At 52.1% G+C, this 24,196-nt stretch carries 24 protein-coding genes and 2 pseudogenes; 9 read left to right on the top strand and 17 right to left on the bottom strand.

What is annotated here, in order from left to right; translation table 11 throughout:
- Positions 1-333 precede the first annotated feature (333 nt).
- A pseudogene (locus V7775_RS10035) lies at positions 334-1,846 on the top strand (transposase).
- 327 nt (positions 1,847-2,173) lie between these two features.
- Here the strand turns inward: V7775_RS10035 and V7775_RS10030 are convergent.
- The 3 genes and pseudogenes from V7775_RS10030 to V7775_RS10020 form a co-directional block, all read right to left on the bottom strand.
- The gene (locus tag V7775_RS10030; protein WP_335751744.1) at positions 2,174-3,958 is read right to left on the bottom strand and encodes an endo alpha-1,4 polygalactosaminidase; all 1,785 of its coding nucleotides are present in this window, start codon (positions 3,956-3,958) and stop codon (positions 2,174-2,176) included.
- 441 nt (positions 3,959-4,399) lie between these two features.
- Positions 4,400-4,810, bottom strand: coding sequence for a helix-turn-helix transcriptional regulator (locus tag V7775_RS10025; RefSeq protein WP_335751765.1), 411 nt, complete (start codon positions 4,808-4,810; stop codon positions 4,400-4,402).
- 15 nt (positions 4,811-4,825) lie between these two features.
- A pseudogene (locus V7775_RS10020) lies at positions 4,826-5,343 on the bottom strand (cupin domain-containing protein); the annotation flags it as partial.
- A gap of 185 nt (positions 5,344-5,528) precedes the next feature.
- On the opposite strand from V7775_RS10020, the gene V7775_RS10015 reads away from it, so the two are divergent.
- The 3 genes from V7775_RS10015 (at position 5,529) to V7775_RS10005 (ending at position 6,826) form a co-directional block, all read left to right on the top strand.
- Entirely contained in the window at positions 5,529-6,056 is a 528-nt protein-coding gene (locus V7775_RS10015; protein WP_335751743.1) for a DUF4142 domain-containing protein, read from the top strand.
- Between the two features lie 135 nt (positions 6,057-6,191).
- Positions 6,192-6,410: a hypothetical protein gene (locus tag V7775_RS10010; protein WP_335751742.1), complete on the top strand. Its 219-nt coding sequence runs from the start codon at positions 6,192-6,194 to the stop codon at positions 6,408-6,410.
- Between the two features lie 62 nt (positions 6,411-6,472).
- Positions 6,473-6,826, top strand: a complete 354-nt coding sequence (locus V7775_RS10005; protein WP_335751741.1) for an SPW repeat domain-containing protein — start codon at positions 6,473-6,475, stop codon at positions 6,824-6,826.
- A gap of 183 nt (positions 6,827-7,009) precedes the next feature.
- On the opposite strand, the gene V7775_RS10000 is transcribed toward V7775_RS10005, so the two are convergent.
- The 6 genes from V7775_RS10000 to V7775_RS09975 form a co-directional block, all read right to left on the bottom strand.
- Positions 7,010-7,855: a hypothetical protein gene (locus V7775_RS10000; protein WP_335751740.1), complete on the bottom strand. Its 846-nt coding sequence runs from the start codon at positions 7,853-7,855 to the stop codon at positions 7,010-7,012.
- A 259-nt stretch (positions 7,856-8,114) separates the two neighbouring features.
- Positions 8,115-8,285: a fumarylacetoacetate hydrolase family protein gene (locus V7775_RS09995; RefSeq protein WP_335751739.1), complete on the bottom strand. Its 171-nt coding sequence runs from the start codon at positions 8,283-8,285 to the stop codon at positions 8,115-8,117.
- Complete coding sequence (locus V7775_RS09990) at positions 8,282-8,686, bottom strand: fumarylacetoacetate hydrolase family protein (RefSeq protein ID WP_335751738.1); 405 nt, start codon at positions 8,684-8,686, stop codon at positions 8,282-8,284. The genes V7775_RS09995 and V7775_RS09990 overlap by 4 nt, the downstream gene beginning before the upstream one ends.
- Before the next feature lie 313 nt (positions 8,687-8,999).
- Complete coding sequence (locus tag V7775_RS09985) at positions 9,000-9,473, bottom strand: YceI family protein (RefSeq protein ID WP_335751737.1); 474 nt, start codon at positions 9,471-9,473, stop codon at positions 9,000-9,002.
- A 73-nt stretch (positions 9,474-9,546) separates the two neighbouring features.
- A complete protein-coding gene (locus V7775_RS09980) occupies positions 9,547-9,870 on the bottom strand; it encodes a MarR family winged helix-turn-helix transcriptional regulator (protein ID WP_335751736.1) in 324 nt (107 codons plus the stop codon).
- A 485-nt stretch (positions 9,871-10,355) separates the two neighbouring features.
- On the bottom strand, positions 10,356-10,817 hold the full coding sequence (locus V7775_RS09975) for a GNAT family N-acetyltransferase (protein ID WP_335751735.1): 462 nt from the start codon (positions 10,815-10,817) through the stop codon (positions 10,356-10,358).
- Between the two features lie 155 nt (positions 10,818-10,972).
- On the opposite strand from V7775_RS09975, the gene V7775_RS09970 reads away from it, so the two are divergent.
- On the top strand, positions 10,973-11,656 hold the full coding sequence (locus V7775_RS09970) for a M48 family metallopeptidase (protein ID WP_335751734.1): 684 nt from the start codon (positions 10,973-10,975) through the stop codon (positions 11,654-11,656).
- 35 nt (positions 11,657-11,691) lie between these two features.
- Here the strand turns inward: V7775_RS09970 and V7775_RS09965 are convergent, their stop codons facing one another.
- Genes V7775_RS09965 through V7775_RS09955 form a run of 3 tightly spaced genes read right to left on the bottom strand, consistent with a single transcriptional unit; the run spans position 11,692 to position 14,239 of the window.
- Positions 11,692-12,237, bottom strand: a complete 546-nt coding sequence (locus V7775_RS09965) for an RSP_2648 family PIN domain-containing protein (protein WP_335751733.1) — start codon at positions 12,235-12,237, stop codon at positions 11,692-11,694.
- 4 nt (positions 12,238-12,241) lie between these two features.
- Positions 12,242-13,453 (bottom strand): RSP_2647 family RNA methyltransferase, encoded by a 1,212-nt coding sequence (locus V7775_RS09960; RefSeq protein WP_335751732.1) that lies wholly within the window; start codon positions 13,451-13,453, stop codon positions 12,242-12,244.
- Between the two features lie 39 nt (positions 13,454-13,492).
- The gene (locus V7775_RS09955) at positions 13,493-14,239 is read right to left on the bottom strand and encodes a DUF6778 family protein (protein ID WP_335751731.1); all 747 of its coding nucleotides are present in this window, start codon (positions 14,237-14,239) and stop codon (positions 13,493-13,495) included.
- A 494-nt stretch (positions 14,240-14,733) separates the two neighbouring features.
- On the opposite strand from V7775_RS09955, the gene V7775_RS09950 reads away from it, so the two are divergent.
- Complete coding sequence (locus V7775_RS09950; protein WP_335751730.1) at positions 14,734-15,231, top strand: hypothetical protein; 498 nt, start codon at positions 14,734-14,736, stop codon at positions 15,229-15,231.
- Between the two features lie 111 nt (positions 15,232-15,342).
- Here V7775_RS09950 and V7775_RS09945 read toward each other — a convergent pair whose 3' ends face one another.
- Both V7775_RS09945 and V7775_RS09940 read right to left on the bottom strand, forming a co-directional pair.
- Positions 15,343-15,612, bottom strand: a complete 270-nt coding sequence (locus V7775_RS09945; RefSeq protein ID WP_335751729.1) for a hypothetical protein — start codon at positions 15,610-15,612, stop codon at positions 15,343-15,345.
- Positions 15,612-18,413 (bottom strand): glutamine-synthetase adenylyltransferase, encoded by a 2,802-nt coding sequence (locus V7775_RS09940; protein WP_335751728.1) that lies wholly within the window; start codon positions 18,411-18,413, stop codon positions 15,612-15,614. The genes V7775_RS09945 and V7775_RS09940 overlap by 1 nt, the downstream gene beginning before the upstream one ends.
- 241 nt (positions 18,414-18,654) lie before the next feature.
- On the opposite strand from V7775_RS09940, the gene V7775_RS09935 reads away from it, so the two are divergent.
- The 3 genes from V7775_RS09935 to V7775_RS09925 all read left to right on the top strand — a co-directional run bounded on the left by V7775_RS09935 (position 18,655) and on the right by V7775_RS09925 (position 20,506).
- Positions 18,655-19,077: a DUF2852 domain-containing protein gene (locus V7775_RS09935; RefSeq protein WP_335751727.1), complete on the top strand. Its 423-nt coding sequence runs from the start codon at positions 18,655-18,657 to the stop codon at positions 19,075-19,077.
- A 77-nt stretch (positions 19,078-19,154) separates the two neighbouring features.
- On the top strand, positions 19,155-19,580 hold the full coding sequence (locus V7775_RS09930; protein ID WP_335751726.1) for an RDD family protein: 426 nt from the start codon (positions 19,155-19,157) through the stop codon (positions 19,578-19,580).
- A 104-nt stretch (positions 19,581-19,684) separates the two neighbouring features.
- Entirely contained in the window at positions 19,685-20,506 is an 822-nt protein-coding gene (locus V7775_RS09925; RefSeq protein WP_335751725.1) for an arginyltransferase, read from the top strand.
- A gap of 10 nt (positions 20,507-20,516) precedes the next feature.
- Here V7775_RS09925 and V7775_RS09920 read toward each other — a convergent pair whose 3' ends face one another.
- The 3 genes from V7775_RS09920 to V7775_RS09910 all read right to left on the bottom strand — a co-directional run bounded on the left by V7775_RS09920 (position 20,517) and on the right by V7775_RS09910 (position 24,136).
- The gene (locus V7775_RS09920; RefSeq protein ID WP_335751724.1) at positions 20,517-20,735 is read right to left on the bottom strand and encodes a DUF6500 family protein; all 219 of its coding nucleotides are present in this window, start codon (positions 20,733-20,735) and stop codon (positions 20,517-20,519) included.
- An 81-nt stretch (positions 20,736-20,816) separates the two neighbouring features.
- Positions 20,817-23,168 (bottom strand): TRAP transporter large permease, encoded by a 2,352-nt coding sequence (locus V7775_RS09915; protein WP_335751723.1) that lies wholly within the window; start codon positions 23,166-23,168, stop codon positions 20,817-20,819.
- On the bottom strand, positions 23,168-24,136 hold the full coding sequence (locus V7775_RS09910) for a TRAP transporter small permease subunit (RefSeq protein WP_335751722.1): 969 nt from the start codon (positions 24,134-24,136) through the stop codon (positions 23,168-23,170). The genes V7775_RS09915 and V7775_RS09910 overlap by 1 nt, the downstream gene beginning before the upstream one ends.
- Between the last annotated feature and the right edge of the window lie 60 nt (positions 24,137-24,196).

The following is a 24,196-nucleotide window of genomic DNA, read 5'->3' as shown; positions in this document are numbered from 1 at the left end:
TTTGGCTCCATCAGGCGGCACAGTTCAAATGCTGGTCCGGCTGGGATACGCGGCACAGTTCAAATGCTGGTCCGGCTGGGATACGCGGCAAGCCCGCTGGCAGCCCCTAGAGAGAACCTGCAAGCAAAGCTCATCAATGCTTGAGCAGATAGTAAAGTAACCAACGAAAGCTGCAGCCGCAGCAGCCGCAAATGTCTCCTTCGACGGGCCGCGTCGCGGCATGTTGATCATGGGATGACGGTCCGTCTTGGACTTATTCTGTTGAAAAACTCCTGTTGATCTAATTCTTGGCTGCTGGTTCAATTTCCTTGTTGGTGAGGAAGATTGATCGCGATGATGGGACCACGCCAGCGAGCACAGTCGGCTTTGTTCTATGATTTCTCATAGAGGACCACGTCCCAGTTGATCACGTAGTGCGAGCTATTGATGGAGTTATCGATCTGTCCAGCGTTCGGGCACATCTGACCGATTTCTATAGTTCTACCAGCCCTCCATCCATTGCCCGGCAATGCATTAAAAATGCATGAGAAAGGATAGATCCCGAGTTGATGATGCGAATGCTGTTAGTCGATTATATCAAGGGTATTCGATCCAAGCGGCGGCTCTGCGAAGAGGTCCATCTGAAACTTGCATATCGGTGGTTCTGCAAGATGGATCTGTCGGATCCAATCCCGGATAACTCGACGTTTTCCATAAACCGCCATGCATTGCCTGGCAGGCGATTGCGAAGCAACCTGCCGATTGGGGCCGCTTCCGCGATAGCGATGTGCTGTAGCACGTGTTCGAAACGGTTGTCGCACAGTGCATCGAGGTATGGTTGGCAAGTGGCCAGCGTTATGTTGCCGATGCGAGTATCATTGCTGCGGCTGCCAATCGCCAAAAATCGCCCCCCAAAGCAGACTGGAACCCAGAAACAATTGATCCAAATGAAGCGCCACAGGCGGTTCGGGAGTATCTAGATATACTGGATGACGCTGCTTTTGGTGCGGCTAGCACCGTCATTTCAAAGTTCATCCCACATTCAGCTCCAGCATCTCAATGGATTGGCGCACGCGGTGACCCAGCTTATTTTGCGCACTCTACAAACTATCTGATCGACACTAATATCGCAGTCATTATGGACATCGAAGCCACACGGCCCATTCGGCAGGCCGAGGTCGGAGCCGTCAGAACTGTGAACGACACAGTGCAAGAGAAGCATGATCTCATGCCTGAACGTCTCACCGCAGATACGGCTTGCGGATCAAGCCCAATGTTGGATTGGTTGGTCAAGAAACGCGGGATCGCGCCGCATATCCCAGTGATCAATAAATCTAGGCGTAAAGATGGGACGTTTGAGCACTCAGACTTCACTTTTGATGCTGATAAAGATCTATACATTTGCCCGAACGGTAAAGAACTTAAGCAGTTCCGGCGTGTGTACAAAACGCCACGATCAAGTGGGAACAAAGATGAGACAATGCGGTATCGCGCTCGCAAGCCCCGTAGTGAGGTTTGTCCATTAAAGACGCGCAGTTGCCCGCAAGAACCTCAATGCAAGGTGACAAGTTCGATCTATGAAAGTTCCCGCGATGTGGCCCGCGTCTTGGCGCATATCAAGCAATACAGCGTCTCATGCGAGTTGCGAGAGAAAGCCGAAATGTCATTTGCGCAGCTCAAGCGCATTCATGGCTTAGGAAGGCTCAGACTACGTGAACCTTATGGCGCACATGCCGAATTCATCCTTGCTGCACCCGCCCAGAAACTCAAAAAGCTAGCAAAACTGGCACCACAAGGCCGTGCAATCGCAAAGGCAGCGTACGGAAACTGTTCAGGTAAATTCAAATTCCAGCAGTCACCGAAATAGTCGCAATTTTTTCATCAAAATAGGCTCATTTTGGCCAATGCTGCCCGGCGCATGAATGTCGGTTTTGTGGGGCGACCAAGAACTGCCAGTACCAAACGGGGGGTTACCAAAGGTTTGACGCATCAGTGTCTGGGTGACTTGTACCACCATCGAATCCAAAATATCTGCTGGTAAAATTTTCATTTTGGAGGATATGTGCCTCAACTGCCATTAGCGACGTGGCCAGAGTAGTGGTGATTGCACTTTGATCTTTGTTAGGCATTGACCCAGCTACATATTATTTCTGGGCTCCGCATCTCTGTGCAGAGCCCGTAATGTGGTGTCGTCTCAGAAGACAAACGCAGCGTCAATCGTCACACCATCATTGAATTGCAACGTCTCAATATTGATCAGAGTATCGAAATAGCCGGTTGATATTTCGGTCACCGTCCACGCACCAGTTGATGTGTTCTCATAGGTGAAACCCGCAACGTCAGCCCAATAAAGCGCGATGTCATCACCTGCACCACCATCAATCGTGTCCGATCCATCGCCCCCAACAAACGTATTGTTCACGCTGTCACGGGTTAGGAAATCGAAGTTATCAGACCCGATAACTCGTTCGATGCTGGTTAGAGTATCGCCATCAGCGTCACCACCGACACCAGTACCTGCTTCCAGATCAATCACGACGGCCTCTGATGACCCGCTGTATGACGCCCAGTCGGTTCCTTCTCCACCATCCAAAGCATCAGCGCCCGCGCCACCTGTGAACAGGTTACTGGACGCGTCGCCCGTCAACGTATCGTCGAAATTTGATCCGATGATCCGCTCAATCCCTGTGATCACATCGCCTTCGGCGTCACCGCCTATTCCGGTTCCTGTGGTGAGTTTGACGGCCACACCTTCGGCGGAATTGTTGTAATTGAGGTAGTCAGTGCCTGCGCCACCATCCACCGTGTCGGCGCCGCCATTGCCTTTGATTATGTTGTTGCTGGCATCACCGGTGATGACGTCATCAAACGCAGACCCCACGACATTTTCAAATCCGGTAAAACTGTCACCAGCTGCGTCGCCGCCAGTACCTGTACCCGTAACCATGTCAACACTCACGCCGGCGGTTGAGTTGGAATAGTTGAGGTAATCAGATCCCTCGCCGCCATCCATCGTGTCAGCGCCTTCACCACCAGCGACGACATCGACACCAGTGCCTGCATCGATAATGTCATCGCCCGCATAGGCATCGATGTAATCACCCAAACCTGTGCCCAGCAAATTATCATCGCCGGTGGTTGCATCAGCTATCTCGCCAAAATCGCTATAGCTGGCGTCAGATGATGAGAAACTCAGAAAGCCCGCTTTTTCCGCAGCTTGTTGGAACAGGTAGTTTTGATAAGGCGTTCCACCGTATTCCAACGCCATGACATCGGCGCTGCCAAGGATATATTCCTTAGCTTGCTCGATTGCGGCCGTTTCGGTCTGTGTGATACCAAAGAAAATTTCCAGCAACATGCCGTCAATTGACTCTAGATAGTTGACTGATGCGGCTGAGGTGGCCCCATCGACAGCGTCGGTCACCACATAGGGGTTCCCGTTTGAAATCAGGATAGCATCCGGGTTCACTTCTTTTATGGCTTCGTCAATCTTGACCGCAAATTCCATCATGGCGGTCGCGTTTTGCGATGTGGTCAAACCAGTCGCGCCATCAACATAGTACTGCTGAAAATCGTCCATAAATACGCCGTCAAAGCCCGACGACACCAGATCGACAGCCTGCGCGATGACAATATCTTGCCAAGCAGTGTCAGTGTAATCGACAACGAACCCAAACTCATTGGATGGCTGATCCGTAAGCCATTCCGGAGCCAAGGCTGTGACCGTGCCAGTGTCAGTTCCGTCGTCGGTCCACGAAGCATCCCAATAGGGACGACTATCATCCGTAACTGACATGTTAATGTATCCGGCAACTTGGGTACCATTCGCTTGGATCCTTGCGAGTTCTGCCTGAGTGATCGCACTGTTTGCGAAATTTGTTTCGGCACCACCTTCGGTGACCAATAGATCGACATTACTGTCCACGACTTGCTGAACATCGACGCCGGAATAGAGCAGTGCGTAACTTGAAAAGGACATTAGTATCTCCAGTCTTTTTGGTTATCGTTCGAATGGAATTAGTGGATATTCGAACGTGCAAAAGAACTAGAGGTGGTGAAATCTCGATGCCACACATGGGAAGGTTTTTGGAAGAAATAGGCAGAAAATGACTTTATTTCATTGGTTTGGGCCGCGATATTCTGCCAATTATCGGTCTTAGTTTTTCATGGTATGTAGAAGTCGCGGAGACTTGCCTAAATGGCTGGTCTGGTGATTAATATTTGGACAGAGTAGCAATAGCATGCCTACTGGAACTCAATGTAAGAAACCTATCCCGTGGCTGAACACTCTTCTTCTCGAGGCGATGATCTCGTGTGGAAACGCAGCGAAGGTCGGCAAAGAATCGATTTTGTATGATACTGCTTGGCTCCACAACGACCGTTTTGACGACTTGGCTCTGAAGGAAGGGCAGCAACGAAGCTATACGCTAGATCTTGCATTCCGCCGGTAAGTACCAGGAGCAAAAGAATGGTGTTTCTTAAAAACCCGACTGAACGCGGCCTCGGAATGGTAGCCTACCTGTTCTGCAATCTCGACAATCGACTCATTCGTTGTCGTCAATTGCTTTCGCGCGATTTGCATTCGCCAATTAGTTAAGTACTCTAACGGGGTCATGGTCGTGCATTGTAAAAAACGGCTGGAAAATGCTGTGCGCGACAATCCGGCAATCTTTGATAATCGTTCAAGTGGCCAAGCATCGCCCGGCGATTTGTGAATGGCAGTCAAGGTGCGCGCGATATGGGGTTCAGCAAAACCAGCCAAGACTGGCGTGTTCGAGCCTTCGTTCGCCAGATAGGCCCTGAGAGCTTGGGCAAAGATGATTTCTGACATTTTGAGCGCTATGAGATTGCTACCAAGATGCTCGCGTCCGACCTCAGCGCCAATAACCTTGAGGGTGTGTTCCAGCCAGGTCCCCGAAGCTTCGCCGTAGTTCTTGATGAGGATATGAGACGGAAGCGCGTCTATCAAAGGGTGATGTGCACCGGGATCAAACGCGAAGTGCCCGCACACAAGTTGTGTCTCGTGGTCCGTACCAAATTCTCCATACACAAGCGCACCAACACCTGTAAAACCGGATTTCTGAACAACCTCGTCCACCATCATGGCAGGCATTTCAGTTGTCGGATCACAGTAAAGCGTATGCGCCGCGCCGCGCGTGATGATCACAAGATCACCTTGTTCTAGAAAAACTGGCGGCTTATCAGCTTCAATCCGGATCAAGCAACGTCCCTTTAGAGCAAATGAAAGCGCGCCACGTTTTCAAATTGGGGAACGCCCACACTCCAAGGCGACGTAAACGATGTCCGAAAGTAAAGTGTTCCCTTTAGCTGTAGCTTGGACAGGATATCGCTGAGCAGGTCCATATTTAGTCCTCCGTTGATGTTAAGCCCAGTATGACACATCTATCATCGAAGTGGAGCGCATATGGACGAATGGTCATTAATTCTGTGATTTCCATCATTCACCATTCGAGATTTTGGCGGTTTAGTCAATTTAGGCAGTCGCCGCGTGTGCGTATTGTGTGACTAAAACAAAAAGGAACTTCATGATGAAAATTACCTCAACTCTCATAGCTTTGGGTTTGGCAGTAGCCTTTCAATCGCCCGCGCAGGCGCAATCGCCAGCTGAACTGAACGATCTTGAAATTGCGCATGTGGCCTATGTGGCTGACAATATCGACATTCGGTATGCCCATCTGGCGCTTGCGATCAGCCAAAATTCAGAAGTCCGTGAGTTTGCCAATACGATGATCCGCGACCACGAGGCGGTCAACACACAGGCATTGGCCTTGTTGGCAAAATTAGATGCACAGCCGCAGGACAATTTCCTGAGCCAAACCCTTGAGGTTAATGCAGAAGCGCTGATTGACGAGATGAGCCAGCTTCGCGGTCCTGCGTTCGACCGACGGTATGCCGAGAACGAGTTGGCCTATCATAAAGCTGTCAATGACTTGGTCGAAAACGCGTTTGTTCCCAACATCGAGAACGCAGAAGTGAAGGCATTGTTCGAAGCGGGTTTGGTGATTTTCAAAGCCCACGAAGGCCATGCGGAAATGATGGTCGGAAAGCTCAAATAGATGAGTGAAAGAACGAGACGGGTCTTTATTCAACGTGCTGCGCTGGGTTTCTGCGTTGCGAATGTATCGATGCTTGCGCCTTCATCTAGCCAAGCAAGCACAGAGCATCATGTTAAAATAAGGGCGTTCGAATTCGTGCCTGAACACCTATCGGTAACGGTAGGTGACACGATCGTCTGGACAAACTTTGACATCGTTCCTCACACAGCAACAGCTGATGATCTGAGTTGGGACACCGAGACCCTTGCGCAGAACACCTCTTGGCGGATGACGATCGTCGAGGGAATGACACTCGATTATTTCTGTGCGTTTCACCCGCACATGAAGGCGCGATTGCAGATCGAAATTCAATAAGCCGCGGGGGTCCCTCGCCCTTGCATCCCAAACAATGAAAGTAACTGCCCATGTATAGATTTATGAACAAAACTCTTCACGCCTATCTCGATTACCCTGTCGGTCTTGGTTTGATTGTAATGCCTTTTGTGTTCGGTCTTGGGGGCGAAAATACGCTGGCGCTTTGGCTGTCAGTGATCACTGGAGTCGCAGCATTTATTCTAACGGTTTTCACGGATCATCACCTAGGCCTCGTGCGTGTCCTTCCTTATAAATTGCACTTAATGGTCGATTTTCTAGTAGGCATTGCATTCATGTTGGCACCCTCAATTTTAGGGTTTTCTGGTTTGGATGCCACGTATTACTGGCTTATCGGAGCAACAGTTTTGATTGTTGTCGCTCTCGACAACACGCAGGATGCTGTCACCTTAGAATGAGTACGACCGAGCCTTAAGTTATAAAGCACGAGGGCCCGTTTTGTCCGCATAACAGATCTTGACCAATTTCCCGCTATGTTAGGTTTTTCCGATTGCAGACCTTCAGCACCGTGATCGTGGACGGCAGCATTGCGGACAAAGTTACCTTTGGAAAAGCATGCGTCTCAATGCGGGCTCAAACGCCTATTCGACAAACGTAACTTGAACGCGCCCATGACGTTTTTCTAGCTTCACGACCTCGTCTTTTGTGAGGACAATTCCATCGAGCCAAAGACTCTTGAGAGGAGGTAGTTGTGCTATCCTTGGAAGTACGCCCTTTGCCGTCAATACAGTTTGCTCGTCGTATCCCCCAACCGACAGATACTCCAAATTCGATAGCGCTCCGAGCATGTCAAGATCGTTTTCTTGGATGTCCAATGCCCAAATATCAAGTTCACGCAATTGGGCCATATTGCAGATACTTTGCAAACCTCTTCTTCCGACGCGGCTTGCACCAATATCGAGTTGTAATATCTTTTTTGAGGTTGCCAACATTGCTGCCATTTCGTCATCAAGATTTGACGCCTCCAAATCTAGATTAGTCAAATCCTCCATACTTATTAACTTCTTAAGTACGTCATTTGAGAGCATAGAGTTCTGGGCGCTTAGGGTAGTCAGACTTGGCAATTCAGCAATGTTCAGAAGATCGTCACGCCTCAACCAACCGCACCTAAAAGTGCGGAGCGATGTAGGTTTAGGCATCCCTTTGATCGAGCTATGCTCGTGGAGGCTTGAGATGTTAAGCTCTTCTAAACCTGATACTGACAGCAGCTGGCGTATTGCCGCCTTAGTCGTCGTGCTCCGGATACTAATTGACCTGATTGACTGCCAACTCGACAGTGCCCGAGCACGTTGCAGATCAAAAATACGTTGTGAAGATACACTGAACTCGTCGGTTGGCTCATGAGGATCAAGCGAGCGCATCTGTTTAGCTGATGTGGGCACTTCGATAGAAATATGCTTTAATTTAGTCTTCTGCATGTCTTCCATTCTAAAACTCTAGTGTGGCGGCTTGATGGAGTAAACGATTGTCGTGCTTCACAACAGTTAACGTCCCTTTGGGTTCTCAGCGGACTGATGCATGCGCCGCATTTCACGATTGCACCGTAATTGCAAAGCAGCCGTTCCTAGTTGTGTTACCATTTAACGTCAGCACGGTGCTTATGTGTCGGTTTGGAGGGCAATACCGGGCCTCGCAATTTGGCTGCCAAGCTTGCTGTATTAGTAGGCGATCAGCGTCAATGAGGGATTAGGCGATACTGACCCGCAGAACACCCAGTTCCGGCGATGAAACCTCGATCACGTCACCGGACGTAACTGGCCCCACGCCTGCGGGTGGTCCTGTCATGATCACGTCACCCGGCAGCAGGCTGTAAAAGGCCGAACACATCTCGATCAGCTCTGGGATCGAGCGGATCAATAGGCTGGTATCTGCGGCTTGACGAACATCGCATCGGCGATATTGATGTTACGATCCGCTTTGCCGATGATCACCGCCACTTCGGCTTCGTGATCCACGCGGGAGGCACCCACCGGAAGGGTAATCACAGCACCGTCTCCAACCAACGCAGAGCCCGCTTTTAGAAAACAACCAATTTCGTCGATAGGATGAACCTTAGCCCCTTGGTTTAGGCCATGATCATCCTGTGCCTCGTCAACATGCGAATGATAATTAACAGGGGCGCCAATGATTTTGGACGGTAAGACAACAGGAGCCTCAAGCATCACATCACCCCGTTTGAAACGCGGTGCAGTCACAAGCAATGTTCGCGCTTGGGCACTGATTTCCTCAAGTGAGGCAACAAACGGATCATGTGTCACACGAACCTATTTCACGTCAAGCAATGCATTTAACGCATCAGTGACATCCACGATTTCATCGCCCTCAACAACCCCAAGGTGATCCCTGTTAAACTGGCAATATTTCATAGGTTCTCTCTTTGACTAAAACGGAATCGGGTAGGCCAATGTGTTGTACATTGGCCTACCCGAACGCGGATTATAGTGCAGTTATGCTCTGACGCCTATTCGGCTTTGACGGCTTCAAGTTCGATTTGGATCGACACCTCATCACCAAGTGATCCAACAAAGGCAGCAACGTCCCACTCAGAGCGCAGAATTGTTGTTGTTGCACTTACACCAATGGTTTCTTTTTTGACAACGGGTTTGCACCGGCACCATTGAATACCGCATCCAAAGCAACATGCTTGGTAACCCCGTTGATGGTTAGATCACCCATGATTTTACCCAACATCTCTGACAGAACTTCGATACCTGTAGAAGCAAAGGTAATCACAGGGCTCGCGGCCACATTCAAGACTTTGTCGGATTTAATCCAGCCGTCGCGCTCGGCATGATTGGTGTTAACAGCAGCCACTGCCAAGGAAACGGATACATCACTTTTCTCCATATCAGCTGCGTTATAAGAGATCGTGCCAGACACATCCCCCATCCAGCCAATGCTTTTCGAGAACCCCAGATGGTTCAGTTCAAATGTCACCAACGTATGCGCACTATCGACAACATAGTCGTCCGTAGCAAAGGCAGGCGTGGCTAACATGCCTACAGATAAAAGTGGCCCCATCAACATTCCAATAGATTTCTTCATCCCCCTCCCTAAATTAGATATCTAATTTTTAAGATTTTTGCCTACACATGTAAGAAAATAAATATCTAATATTCTAAGAGGACCTGCCAGAAGCCACATCACCATCAGCGGTCAGATTTCGGTTCATCTTCAACAAAAACACCCGCAGCTGACTGACTTCGTTCTCCGACAACCCATTAACGGCAGTATCATTCGTATGAACCGCAAGCGGCTCAAGCTTGTCTCTCAAGGATCGCCCGAATGGGCTTAGTTTGATGATAGGCCTGCTATTTCCCCCTTCGGGTACTTCTTTTTCAATGAGGCCCTTGGCTTCCATCTTACATAGGGCGGTGTGGGCAGTTGGTCCGGTCAATCCAGCCCGATCAGCCAATTTTTTTTTGCGAAAGACCTTCTTCAACCCATAGGATCCGCAAAAATTCCCAATGCCCAAACATAACATCATATTGCTTGAGTTTGCGCTGCAAGCTACGGCGGAATTGGCGCTCTAACAACCGCACCAAATGAGCAAGGCGTTCATCTTCATGTGCTGCGATTTCGATAAACGCTCATTTTAAGGGTTTCCAATGCTTTAAGGACTAATTTTCTGTTGAACAGTGCTTTGAATGCCATTTTTCGAAGGAACAAGGCGACACTACGATCATAGCTCATGCTGATCCTTAGCTGGATTTTTACAAACAGCTGCGAAGCTATTATCAAATTCACATTCGATCGCATCAGATACAGATGCAAGTTGCGTGATTACCGCGCCATACGGGTAAAATTTAACGGGTCGTAACTTTGAAAACGGACATTCTTGTGAGTGCTCGGAACGAGCGGTTAGTCCACATTGCAGACTTTCAACAGCTACACTGCTAATGTCAGGTTTGGGTCAAATGTTAAACATCAAGTGACTGTGAAGCACTTGCAGATCCTTGTATCTAACGTCTTATAAGTTTCAAATCCGATCGCATCGTAATATGAAACTCCCTCAAGGTTTGTGGCCCCGATTGTCGCGTCAATCCTTGATAGCCCCGCATCTACCGCCGCTTTGCGTGTTGCCGCAAACAATGCCTTTCCAACACCTCGACGTACGGCACTAGGCCTTACATGGGTCCCGATAATCCCCCATCCAACATCAACCCCATAAGCGTTTCCTTCCGAGGCCATTTTTAGAATTTGCAGTCCTAAAAGTGTCCCGTCTTCATCCTCAGCAACTGCGCATTGAATTTTGTCGGCGTGGCCTATGTAATGGGTGCGTACATAATCCGCATCACTTGGGAGGTTTCGTTTGCCCAAAGATGCTAGTTCTTCAAGAAATATACTTATTTCCGCGGCATCCCCCATGACTGCGTCTCTAACGATCATGCCACCCTCACATCACTTCAAATTTCTGCATTACAGAAAGCCTACTACGCACAGTTGAAATGGCAATGACGATCATCTGATTTGCCGTGCCATACCGATGATCCCGTGGCGTTGTTGCCCCTTGCCCTGCGCCCCGATGCCTCCATATTAGAAGTATGATAAAAATCATCCCCATTCTGCTTGCCGTGCTCTATGGCCTTGCCATGTACCGTTTTTCCGTTTGGCGCACGGGGCGTGAACTGGATGAAAAATCCACCGTATTGGCCGATCCAAAACTGGTCGCTATGAGCAAGCAAATGGCGCGTGCCCTCGATCTGCCGCGCATCAAGGTACACATCTATGAGATTGAGCCCGTGAACGGCCTTGCCGCGCCTGACGGGCGTATTTTCATCACGCGCGGGTTTTACAATAAGTTCCGCGCTGGTGAAGTGACGGCTGAAGAACTGGCCAGTGTGATAGCACATGAGTTGGGCCATGTAGCCCTTGGCCACTCCCGCCGCCGAATGATTGATTTCTCGGGCCAGAACGCGATGCGCGCAGCACTTGGCATGATCCTCAGCCGCTTCATCCCCGGTATTGGCATTTGGATTGCCAATACGTTGACCTCGTTGCTGGCCGCCAAGCTGTCACGCAGTGACGAGTTTGAAGCCGACGCTTATGCGGCCGCCTTGCTAACCAAAGCAGGTATTGGCATCGCGCCGCAAATTTCACTGTTCGAAAAGCTGGATGCGCTGACAAAGACAGGCGGCGGGCGCCCCCCCGCGTGGATGTTGACCCACCCGCACACAAAGGACCGCATTGCGGCGTTGACCAAGATGCAGGTAAAATGGGAAAGCTAATTCAGTGTGTTACAGCCCCTACTTAAAGCAATAGATCAATCTGCCGTCAGGGCTTTTCCAAGCCGTGGCAGGCGTGCTTTCTTCATCAAGGATCGCAGGTTCCAATCCTCGCCAGATAGGCGGCAGGCCTCTGCTAACACGGCCTCAGCCACGCTGCTGACAACCTCAGGCGCGGCATGGAAATGACCCAACAAAAATGCGTCTGGGTCATTTCGGCTTAGGCCCTCTTCGGCCAGTATACCACGAGGGAAATCTTTGGCGTTCATGGTGATGATGCCATCGGCATTGCCCGACACGGCAGCGGCCAGCACATGGATGTCATTCTTATCAGGTAACCACAGGCGCGCTTCTAGCCCTGCATGGCGTGGTACGGATGCCTTGGGAAACGCGACCTGCACCATCGCAACTTCGCCCCGCGCAAGGGTCTCCCCCTGAGGGCCCAGCTTGCGTGCAGCACGTGCCCATTCTTCTAGGATACGGTCAGACCACAGCGGCGTGTAGGCCCCTGTACGCGCGACGCCCAGCAACATCTCCCGCATGACAGTGGGATAAATTACACAGGCGTCGAGCAACATCTTCATAGCGTTACAGGTGGAAGAACAGGGACTTGAGGTAACCGGATTCTGCCAACTGCGGCAATTGCGGGTGATCCGCGCCTGCAAATCCAGTGTGGATCAGGCTAGGACGACGGCCAGCGCGGCCGATACCGCGCATGGACGCTCCGCGGAACTCCGTGAGATCAGCCGCGTGTGAACATGAACACAAGCCCAGCACGCCGCCCTCGGTAACCAAGGGCGCCGCAAGACGCGCAATGCGTTCATAGGCGCGCAGGCCTGCCTCAAGCGCAGGCTTTGCAGGTGCAAACGCAGGTGGGTCACAGATGACGACATCAAATTCCGCCCCTTCAGCGCGCAGCGCTGTCAGAACGTCAAATGCATCACCTTGGCGTGTGCTTACACGGTCACTGACACCCATTGCGGCAGCACCCTGCTCGGCCAAGGCCAGTGCAGGTGCAGATCCATCAATACAAAGCGCTGATGACGCACCAGCAGCAATAGCCGCTAGGCCAAAACCACCGACATGGGCAAACACATCAAGCACACGTGCGCCCTTGGACAAAGATGCCGCAAAGGCGTGGTTTGAACGTTGATCGTAGAAAATGCCGGTTTTCTGGCCACCAGTAAGGTCAGCCATATAGGTTGCGCCGTTCATCTGAACCGGAACAGCAGCATCTGGTGCGGCCCCCGCAAGAACGCCGCTCACATCGTCAAGCCCTTCAAGGCTGCGCGTGCGGCCAGAGGCATTTTTAAGAACATTTTTGACGCCAGTCACTTCGATCAGTGCAGCGGTCAGAGGACCAATCAGCGCATCAGACCAAGCCGCGTTAGGCTGAATGACGCAAGTATCGCCGAAGCGGTCAATGATGACACCGGGCAGTCCATCGGCTTCGGCGTGGACCAAACGGTAATAGGGTTCGCTGTACATGCGCTCGCGCAGTGACAGTGCACGGCGCAAATGGCTGGCCATCCATGCCTGATCAATGGACGCTTCAAGATCGCGGTCCATCATCCGGCCAATAATTTTGGAATTGTTGTTGACCGTCACCACCCCCAAAGGCTGGCGGAGGCTGTCTTCCAGTATCGCCATGGCACCGGGCGCTAGGCCTTTGGTGCGGCGGTCTGTGACCAACTCGTTTGCATAAACCCAAGGCGCACCATGTCGAATGGTACGCGCGTTGGCCTTTGGCATAAGGCGAACGACGGGAAGCGGGGCGGATGTGGGAAAGGGCGCTGTCATAGCGCCCTTCCCTAGTCGGTTCCCATCATAAGGGAAAGCCTAGATTCTGTTCACAAGCTGGAAGAAGCCGAATGAGGCGTTCTTATATCCTGCTGGCTCGGTCATCTCTTGGCGAATTACTTCGGCCAAGTGACCGGAAATGCGTACCTTTTGCGTCAAACCGCGTGCCTCGGCGCTGATTGCCTGCTGGCCACCAAATGCGTCGAGATTGGTGTTGATTTGACGTGGTTCTGACAGCAACTCACCTGTTTGCGCATCTCGCAGGACCATTTTGAATATGATGTTGTGATCGCCGCCCACTGTGTAACGTGCTTTTTCGCTCAACGCGTGGAACCGAACAACTTCGATATCCAAGATCACGGGCACCGAACTTGAGAATGTTGAAGTACCTGCAGTCATGGCGTCATGTACGATCTTGGAAACCTGTGCATGGCGGTTGCCCATGGGGTCTTCGCGCCAAACGATATCACCTTTAGGGTAATAGCGGTTTGCCTCGGATACCTTAAGGGATGTTGGCACGCTCACGTTGACGCGGGCCACGTTGATTTGGCGCAAGATCGCGGCTGGCAGAATGGTGCGCGGCTGCTGCTTTTGCTGTGAAATCGTGCGAACGATACGTTTGGTGTTCGCTTCCTTCACCGAAGCGACATCGCTTTGCACAAAGGAAACGTTCGACTGAAAGGGTTGTGTTTCAAATGGCGCATCTCGGGAAACAATGTCAGAGCCGCCACAAGCGCTCAGAACGGCGCCAACACTCAATGCACATGCTAATTTGATCATCTTCATCTCTGTCTCCTCAAGTCTACAAGTTCAAAACTATTCACTCAGTACTGTTTGAAGGTTGATTGAGGCAGGTTTGAGACAAATTAACGCCAGACTTAGCACAAGTTTGAGGTAATTGCAGGTTGGTACCCCTCATCAAATCCACGTCGATCTGATGCAAATCCAGATATAAGAACATCACGAGCGGGCCATTGCCCCGCCGGAAACGTAAAGCGACATGTGGGCAAGATGCGAACTTCAGCATTGATCACAGTGCACATATGTCCTGTCTTTCTCAAACCGAAGCTCTGAGGCCGCGCGGGGAGATGATCAAGCATAGAAATATTTGCTATACGCCAAATGTCAGCTCTGCGGGACTCTGCAGCCATTGACATCGAAAGGTCGAAAGTCCGCTTTTACCGTTTCTGGGTAACTGATATCAAAGCTAAAATGCCGTCACATAGGAGGACCCAATGAAACTATATCTTCCCCTATTTCTTTTGTTGGCCTCCCAAGGGATGGCAGACAGCAAAGACGATCTCATCCAAGAAATGGAAAGCTCTGGAAAACACCAATTTGAAGATGAGCGCCGTGAAATCCAAATAGACGGTTGTCAAATGACAACCGTCAGGTGGCGCGAGTTTCCAGAACACGGATGGGTTCTTTGGACGTCTTTCCAGTTTGATATGGTTGATGCACAACTTGATGAAGATAAACGGTTTCCCGGCAAGAAATACGCATATGGCAAACTTGAAAATGGACCTCCCGAAGTCGGCTTCGCGTTATATGCATTCACAATGCGCGAAGGCACATTTACGAGACAAGAGAGGTCGGTATTGAGAGAGCACTCAGGTGACATGAAGCCCTCGCCACGAGGCGACGGAACCACACATTATTATCAATGGCGAAACACTATGTTGGTCTCAATGAAGGGGCCAAGGGTAGAAGAAAAAGCCATCGCGTTTACAACAAACTATGACAAATACGTACAAGAGCACTGCACATTTTCAAGCTGACAAGTTTTAATGCAGTCATTGGGTCAAAACGCAGCATCGGTAACACTGGGCTCTAAGCGGTCATCGACATTTGTAAGGGGTTCAGCCTGTGACGGCTACAAACGGTGGCAACTAGTCCCGCTTGCGGCTTCGCCATCCGCCGCGACGGCGCGGTGTAGCAATAGTGTGCAACCCCTCATTCAGGACTTCTGACATGGGGTGCGCGGGGTCTGTGCCATATGTTTCCAGCAATCTGCGCATCGCGGGATGGGTATCGCTATCAACACCAAGGCTCAGCGCCCAATCCAAAAAGATCGACCGACATTCTGATTTTGTGATCCCCTCAATGCGGTACGCTTCAAAGATCAGGCCTTTTGGGTCATCTGGTGTCACTATTTTCATCACGGGTCTCCGGTGGCATGTGCGCTTAGGGCTGCGCTGATAATCGCATCCGCGGTGCGATAGGTATGTGCCAGTTGCGCCTCCAGACCTGTTGCCGTGTCGTTTTCCGCTGATGTCCCCACGGCATGGATCAAAAAACGGCGCGTTGCGGCGCGCAATGCCTCAAGGTGTAGGGGACGCGATGATAACAGTCGCGTGGCCGATTGCAGCGCCCATAGCTGGGCGTAGGCATCGTTCAGGATTTCCTCATCCTGCGTGGTCAGGATTCCCACAGCTTGCGCCGCAGCAAGCCCTGCGGGGATGTCACGCGCCACTGTTCCACCAATCAAAGCGCCTGCTTGGGCAAACAGCTCGATATCCTGCAAACGACCCGCACCGATTTTTGCATCTAATACACCATCAGGTGTTTTGGCCGCTGCAATGCGCGCCCGCATCTCTTGGGTCTCTTTGCAAACATGCCCTGCATCGCGTTTTGTCTTTAGAACTTCTGTTCGCAAAGCCTCAACTGTCTGGGATAATTCTGTGGGTCCTGCGATCACCTCTGCGCGGGTCAGCGCAAGATGCTCCCACACCCATGCCTCATTACGTTGATAGCTGGAGAACGATTCAAGCGACGTAGCAACCGGGCCTTTGTTGCCAGAGGGGCGCAAGCGCAGATCCAACTCATAAAGACGCCCCTGCGCCATTGGGGCGCTCATTGCAGTGATCATCGCTTGGGTCAGGCGGGCATAATACTGGCGCGCATGCAGGGGGCGTGGCCCGTCTGAGGCCTCAACACCGTCCGCATCATAGATCACAATCATATCCAGATCAGATTGCGCGGTCAGCCGCCCTGCTCCTAGGGAGCCCATCCCGACAATGACCGCACCCTTACCGGGCGGTGGACCATGACGGCGCGACACCTCATTGATGACAACAGGCCACAGCGCGCGCAGCACGGCGCGGGCCAGATCGCTGTATTGCTCTGCCGCTTGCGCGCCGTTCGTCAGGCCACGCAGATGGTGCACGCCAATGCGGAAATGCCACTCGCGCGCCCATGCACGTGTACCGTCTAGCTGCGTCTCATAGTCATCCAGCTCGGTCAATCGTTGGGCCAACGCAACCGCCAGTGCATCCTCACCTGGCCAATCAGCAAAGAAATCCCCGCCGATCACCGCATCCAGCACCCCTGCGTTATGCGACAGGTGATCCGCCAACATCGGTGATACAGAAACGATTGTGACCAGCAGGTCAGCCAACTGCGGATTCGCCTTGAGCAGCGAAAACAACTGTACACCCGCAGGCAACCCCGCCAGAAAACCGTCGAACGCCAATAGTGCCTCATCGGGTTTGTCTGCTTGGGCCAATAGGGCCAGCAATTCGGGCTTGAGCTGTTCAAACAATTCCGCGCCACGACTTGAGCGGAGTGCCGGATAATTCGGCCAAGCATCCATCACGGTGGCGTCAAAGCTGTGGGTCATTTCGGGAACTGGTGCGGTATTGGCCTCCGCAAAGAACCCTTCAGTTATTTCATGCACCTCACTCAGGCGATCCGTCAGTTGGCTTTCCAATGCTGACACATCCATATCCATCAACGCAGCAATCCGCGCCATGCCTTCAGGTGTTTTGGGCAACGTATGGGTTTGCGCGTCTTGCACCATCTGCAAGCGGTGCTCGACCGTGCGGTGGAATGTATAATGATCCGTCAGCGTATCTGCGGCCTCTTGCGGAATCCAGTCTTTGGAGGCCAACACCGCAAGCCCCTCTTTTGTGCCGCGCACCCGCAATTCAGGATCACGCCCGCCCGCAATGAGCTGGCGCGTTTGGGTGAAAAATTCGATCTCGCGAATGCCACCACGGCCCAGCTTCATGTTATGGGCAGGCAGCGTAATTGGTCCACCAAGGCCTTTGTGTTCGCGAATGGCCAGCCGCATATCGTGGGCATCCTGAATGGCGGCAAAATCCAGATGCCTGCGCCACACAAACGGGCGCATGGTATTTAGAAAGGCATCCCCTACCCCGATATCACCCGCGCAAGGCCGTGCTTTGATATAGGCCGCACGCTCCCATGTGCGGCCGAGGCTTTCATAATACCGTTCAGCCGCCAGCAGACCAACACAGACAGGCGTGACCGCAGGATCAGGGCGCAGGCGCAGGTCAGTGCGAAAGACATAACCGTCATCCGTGATCTCGCTGAGGCTGGCAGCCATTGCGCGGGTTGCTTTGATTAACCCTGCGCGCGCGTCTTGAAAATCATCGGGATCATAGCGGCTTTCGTCAAACAGGCAGATCAGATCGATGTCAGAGGAATAGTTCAACTCTCCCGCGCCCATCTTACCCATGGCAAGAACGGTCATGCCGCCCCCGGTTTCCGCGTCTTCTTCAGTTAACCCCGGCAGCTTGCCGCGCCGGATTTGCGCGGCCACTGCGACGCGCAGTGCAGCCTGTGTTGCTGCCCCCGCATAATCCGTGAGCGCGCCTGTCACGTCTTCTAAGGACCACGCGCCACCCAGATCAGCCAGCGCGCTAAGCAGCGCCACGCGCCGTTTTCCCTGCCGCAATCCAGCGTTCAGCGTGCCTGCTTGCAACAGCTTGGGCGCTGCGATGATTTCAGCCAGTGCCGTTTTGGGGGCCTCAACAGCTTCAACAAGCCAATCCGCCTCTTTTGCGATAAGACGCCCCAGATACGGCGCAAGCACAGCTGTCCCCGCCAACAAGGGCCGCAACCCCGCATCAAAGCGGTCTAGAGGCAGATCATCATCTGCAGATGCATCAGCCCGAGGGCAACGAGAGAGCAGTTTTGAGAGAGAAATATCATTCATGGGCCCACAATTGCGTTTGTACGGGGGGTGGTCAATGACTTAGAGCAAGAAAATTGCACATCTCAATACATTGATCCAAAACGATAATTCAACTTAATGTAAATAACATTCACATAAACCCTTGCAAATTCACCTAGCGTAGCCAAATTGAGTGATGTGAAGGGCATTTACATTACAGTCCTTTCTCCGGTTAAGCGCCCCACACACGGTGGCAGCACACCGCCATTTTGAGGGGACTATAATGACCACGATGACCGAACCTTTCACATCCCGCACCTCGCAGCGCGATAACTTCTTTTCGCGTTCCGAACGCTGGCTTGACGAGCGCGGCAAAGGCGCTTGGATTGCCGCGATGGTACTTGGGTTCATCTTTTTCTGGCCTGTTGGCCTTGCCCTACTGGCCTATATGATCTGGAGCAAACGCATGTTTTCATCTTCTTCCCGCAGCTGTAGCCGCAAAATGCACCGTAGCATGACTATGGGGCGCCCAACTGGCAACTCGGCCTTTGACGCCTATAAGGCTGACACATTGCGCCGCCTTGAAGACGAGCAGGACAGCTTTGAAACCTTCCTTGAGCGTCTGCGCGCTGCCAAAGACAAATCCGAGTTCGACTCGTTTATGGACGAACGTGCGGCACGTAACGAAGACGCCGCCGAGGCCTAATCCCCCCGCTGCTTTACCGCAGCCCCGCGCCTTCCCACATCGGGGGGGCGCATCATTAATGAAACTTGAGGACCCCAATGACACCTGATCCAGACATGCAGCCACAATTTTATGATGCAATTCCTACCAAACGTTTGCTGGCGTGGGTTGTAGACACAATCATTATCGCGGTGCTGACGTTGGTTGCGATCCCGTTCACAGCGTTCATTGGTTTGTTCTTTTTACCATTCCTGTATCTGGTGCTAGGCTTTGCCTACCGTGTTGTAACCTTATCGCGCAGTTCTGCGACGTGGGGAATGCAACTGATGGCGATTGAGCTGCGCACCAGCAACGATGCCCGCTTTGATCCGTCGATCGCGTTTATGCACACGCTGGGTTACACGCTTTCTATTGCAATGTTTCCCGCGCAGCTGGTTTCGATGGTCTTGATGCTCAGCACGGAACGCCGTCAGGGGCTCAGCGATATGATCTTGGGGACCGTGGCCTTAAACCGCCGCGCGTAACCCTTAGCTCGCAAGATATGAGCAATTTTAAGCAAGATTGAATTTAGGGTTTGCCCCCGTCAGAGCACACGCTATCTTAGCTGTTGAATTATCCGGACATTCCTATGCGTCACTCTCTTCCTATTGCTCCGCAGTTTTATGTAACTGCCCCGCAACCCTGCCCCTATCTAGAGGGCCGGATGGAGAGAAAGCTGTTTACCGCGCTTCAGGGTGACAACGCAGCTAAGCTGAACGATAGCTTATCCGCCCAAGGGTTTCGCCGCAGCCAGAACGTGTTGTATCGTCCCTCTTGCGCAGAATGTTCCTCGTGTCTGTCTGCGCGCATTGATGTGTCGCGGTTTCAGCCCACAAAAAGCCAGAAGCGCACGATAAAGCGCAATGTAGGGCTGGTGCGGCGCGCAACATCTCCTTGGGCCACCGAAGACCAATACGACCTGTTCCGCTATTATCTGGACAGCCGCCATGCTGATGGTGGCATGGCGGATATGGATGTTTTCGAATTTGCGGCCATGATCGAGGAAACCCCGATCCGAACTCGAGTGATCGAATACACTGACGCGGAAACGTCCGAATTAATCGGCGTGTGCCTGACGGATGTGTTGGGCGACGGGCTGAGCATGGTGTATTCGTTTTACACCCCCGACAGGCCCCGTGATGGCCTGGGCAATTATATCATCCTTGACCACATTGAAATCGCACGCGGTGCGGGCCTGCCTTATGTTTATCTAGGCTATTGGGTGCCCGGCAGTCAAAAGATGGACTATAAATCCAAGTTCTCAGGCTTGGAGGTGTTTATGGGGGGCAAGTGGAACCCTATGAACGATCCCAAGGTTTTCTCGCCAGAAGCACACCCGCTGAACAGTGATCCCATAGCCGAACAGGTTGCCAATATCTCATTGCCCGATCTGGCCCCCAAGGGCAGCTAGACCACAGCGGCTATTTCCCCGATGCAATCATGTCGCGGATTTTCACAGCTTTCTCAAAATGATCTAACGCGTGGGTTTCGATCCACCATGTCGCCGCCTCCATGAGCAGCGCTGGATCATCGTTTTTATTGGCAAAAAATGCGTAAAACGACAGGCCAACCCCCTCACCCTTTTGGGCAATCTTTTTATCACAAATCGCAATCGCTTTGGTTCTAAGTGTTTGGCGCATCGAGTGTCCTGTTCTGGGAAGTAGTACAAAAGCAAAGGGCGCCCAAAGGCGCCCTTGTTCGTTAGATCACTGTAGGATCAATCAGGGGATCAAATCCGGTATGATTGTCACAATCGCTGGGAAGAACCACAGGATCGCAAGTCCACCGACCTGAATGAGCACAAACGGAACGATACCGCGATAGATGTGCCGTGTTGTCACGCTCGCCGGAGCCACACCGCGCAGATAGAACAGCGCAAAGCCAAAGGGCGGCGTGAGGAACGAGGTCTGCAAGTTTACCGCGATCATGATCGTCACCCACTTGGGATCAAACGTACCGCCGTAAATCACCGGACCAACAATCGGCACAACGATGTAGATGATCTCGAGGAAGTCGAGAACAAAGCCCAGAACAAACAGCACCACCATCACAATCAAGAAGACCGTAATCTCATTGTCAAACGATTTGAGGAACTGCTGGATGTAATGCTCTCCTCCAAAGCTGATGACCACAAGGTTCAACAACTGAGAACCAATGAGGATGGTGAACACCATCGATGTCACCTTAGCTGTTTCACGCACAACAGGTGTGAGAATGCCGTTGGTGAACAGAATCCAGCAGCTGAACAACAGCCCAAATACCGCGTAAAGGTACGCACCATAAGAGACAAAGAACGCTACCCAGTTTTCGAAACCCACATCGTCTTGGTTGATGCGCAGATCAAAGTTCACACCCACAAGGATACAGATCACAATCGCCAGTGTTGACCAGATGATCACCTTTGGTGAACGGTCCAGGTCCTTAAGCTTACGGTAGGCCGCCAGCATGATCGCACCACCTGCACCAAGTGCCGCTGCCGGCGTTGGGTTTGTGATACCACCAAGGATCGAACCAAGCACAGCAACGATTAGAACCAGCGGCGGGAATACCACCCGGATCAGCTCGTTTTTGGCACAAAGTCCAGTTGCGTAGACAACACCGTACATCACCGCAGCAAACGGAAGCGCCATCAGCACAACCATAGTTCCCGGAGACGTAGTTGGTGCGACCAATACGATATCAACCAACAGCAGCAAAACCACGCCGATACCACCAATGATCAGTGGCTTGGTATCTGAAGAAGGTGAAACACCGCGCGCAGTTGTCAAGAACAAGGTCAGCAGGATCATGATGATCGCAATCCCAGTCCCGATCGGGGCTGCATCTGCGATCTTGGCCGCTTGAGCTGCTGCGAACTCGTCATCCGTCAGCTTTTCACTTGCCGCAAGTCCGCCTGCATCCTCAATCACTTGTTGCTCTGCGACCGCAATATCCCAAAGATCCTGACCATGCAGATCAATCATCGCAGCCTTACATTGATCCCCAACATTGGTGCGCAACGAGGCACTCTCACCGATGTTTGAGAAGGTAGACGTACGGATGTCCTGACTGCCCACAAAACCCAGATTGCCCAGAACAATTGTCCCGACAATGATCAAAACTGGCGCACCAGCAAACCATGTGAAGGCTTCTGAACGTGTTACCGGCTCGGCGTTGGTGGAGCCCATTGGCACTGCTGGTGCTTTGTCAGGGTTCATCAACGCATAGCCCAGTGCATACAGCGCATAGAGCAACGCAAGCATGATACCCGGCAATAGGGCTGCTTGGAACAAGGTACCAACAGACACAACTGCCGGCTCACCCAGGTAGGTCAACGCATCGGTACACCCCAGTGAGGTCGCACGCGCCTCTTGTGCGGCGGAATAAAGATCACCCGCCAGCGTGCCGAGCAAAACAATCACAATTGAAGGCGGAATGATCTGCCCCAATGTACCAGAGGCCGCGATGACCCCTGTTGCGATTTCTGGTGAGTAGTTGTTGCGCAGCATTGTCGGCAAAGCCAGCAGGCCCATGGTCACAACAGTTGCACCCACAATACCCGTGGAAGCCGCAAGAAACGCGCCCACAACAACAACAGACACAGCCAAACCACCTGGAAGTGGGCCAAACACCCGCGCCATTGTTGTCAGCAGATCGTTTGCAATCTTGGAACGCTCCAGCGTGATGCCCATTAGAACAAACATCAGAACCGCCAGAAGCGTCTCAATGGATTGTCCCGCCAGAACACGTTCGTTCATGCGGTTCACAATAAAGGATACATTACGATCCAACGCCACGTCCCACCCTGAAGGGAAGACGGACACGCCGACTTTGGGCAAGTCAGGATATCGGAATAGCGATACCGTATCCGCCTTGATGCCCGAATTCACCAACGCGCGATACGCGTCAGATGAAGTGTCGATTGCTTGGTGGATCATCAAACCTGCGCTGTCCAAGGCCGCGATGATACCGAATGAGATGATACCCGCACCACCGATGGCAAACGCCACCGGAAAGCCGGACAGGATGCCGCCAAAGAGGCACACGAATACAATGATCAGGCCAACCTCGACCCCGTCTAGACCGAAAAACATTAGTGTGTTCCCTCATAGGCTTCTTCGCCCTCGCCAAGTGTATCCTTGTCGAGATATTTACCTTCGCTCTCCGGACCTTCGCGGAATTCGCAAAAGGAACGGTAGAACAGTGCGATCGCTTGCAGCATCACCATGATGCAGAACAGGCAAAGCAGAACTTTAAACAGGAAGTACCCGTTAAACCCGTTGGGTGAGAAACCGATGGTTTCTACATTCCACTTGAGTAGCCGTGCCTTGCGCAACAGCAGCTCCAGACGGTCAGACGCCGATGGATTTGGCGTAACCAAGTGGCGCCACAAGAAGTACCAACCGTACATCCATGTTAAGACCGCAAACGGCAACATGAAGCACAATGCGCCAAACATATCGACAATCTTCTTGGTGCGGAATTTGGCACCTGCATAAAAGAGGTCAACCCGCACGTGGCCGCCCTGCACAAATGTGTAGCTGACGCACAAACACACCACCAAGGCGTTGAAAAGCTTTAGCTCTTCGGCAAACCAGCTGATGTCAAACTGTAGCGGAATACCAAACCCGATCGAAATGTCGGGGCGGGTAAAAATCCGCTGCATAAAGATGATGATGATCTGTTGGAGAACCATGATCAGGCCCGCCCATGCAAACAGACGCCCCACCCCGTTGGCAAACCCTTCAAGGCCCCGCACAACGCCCCACATCACGGCGCGCTTGCGAATGCCGACAATCGTGAGGATCATAAGTGCCGTCGCCAGCACAAAAAACAACTCGATAGAGCCGCCATAATAGATAAAACGCATCATGGCCTGACTATCAGACCAATTCAGCCACATGGCTGGATGAAGCAGAGCTGCAAAAAAGTTGTAAAATGCCTCTAGTACGTTTCCTGAAACGAACTGGACGAAGCCGCTCTCTTGGAATTTATCAAGACAGCTGAGCTTTGCGCCCTCAGCTGCACGGAAAAACCCCGAACATACGATATCGTCTGCCATGTGTCCCCTCCCCGGGTCGCGCAATCGGTGCTTGTGGTCGCACCGCTATCGGCAGACATG

The organism is Sulfitobacter sp. (assembly GCF_036960155.1).
Lineage (GTDB): Bacteria > Pseudomonadota > Alphaproteobacteria > Rhodobacterales > Rhodobacteraceae > Sulfitobacter.
This window is presented reverse-complemented; position numbering and strand designations above follow the sequence as displayed.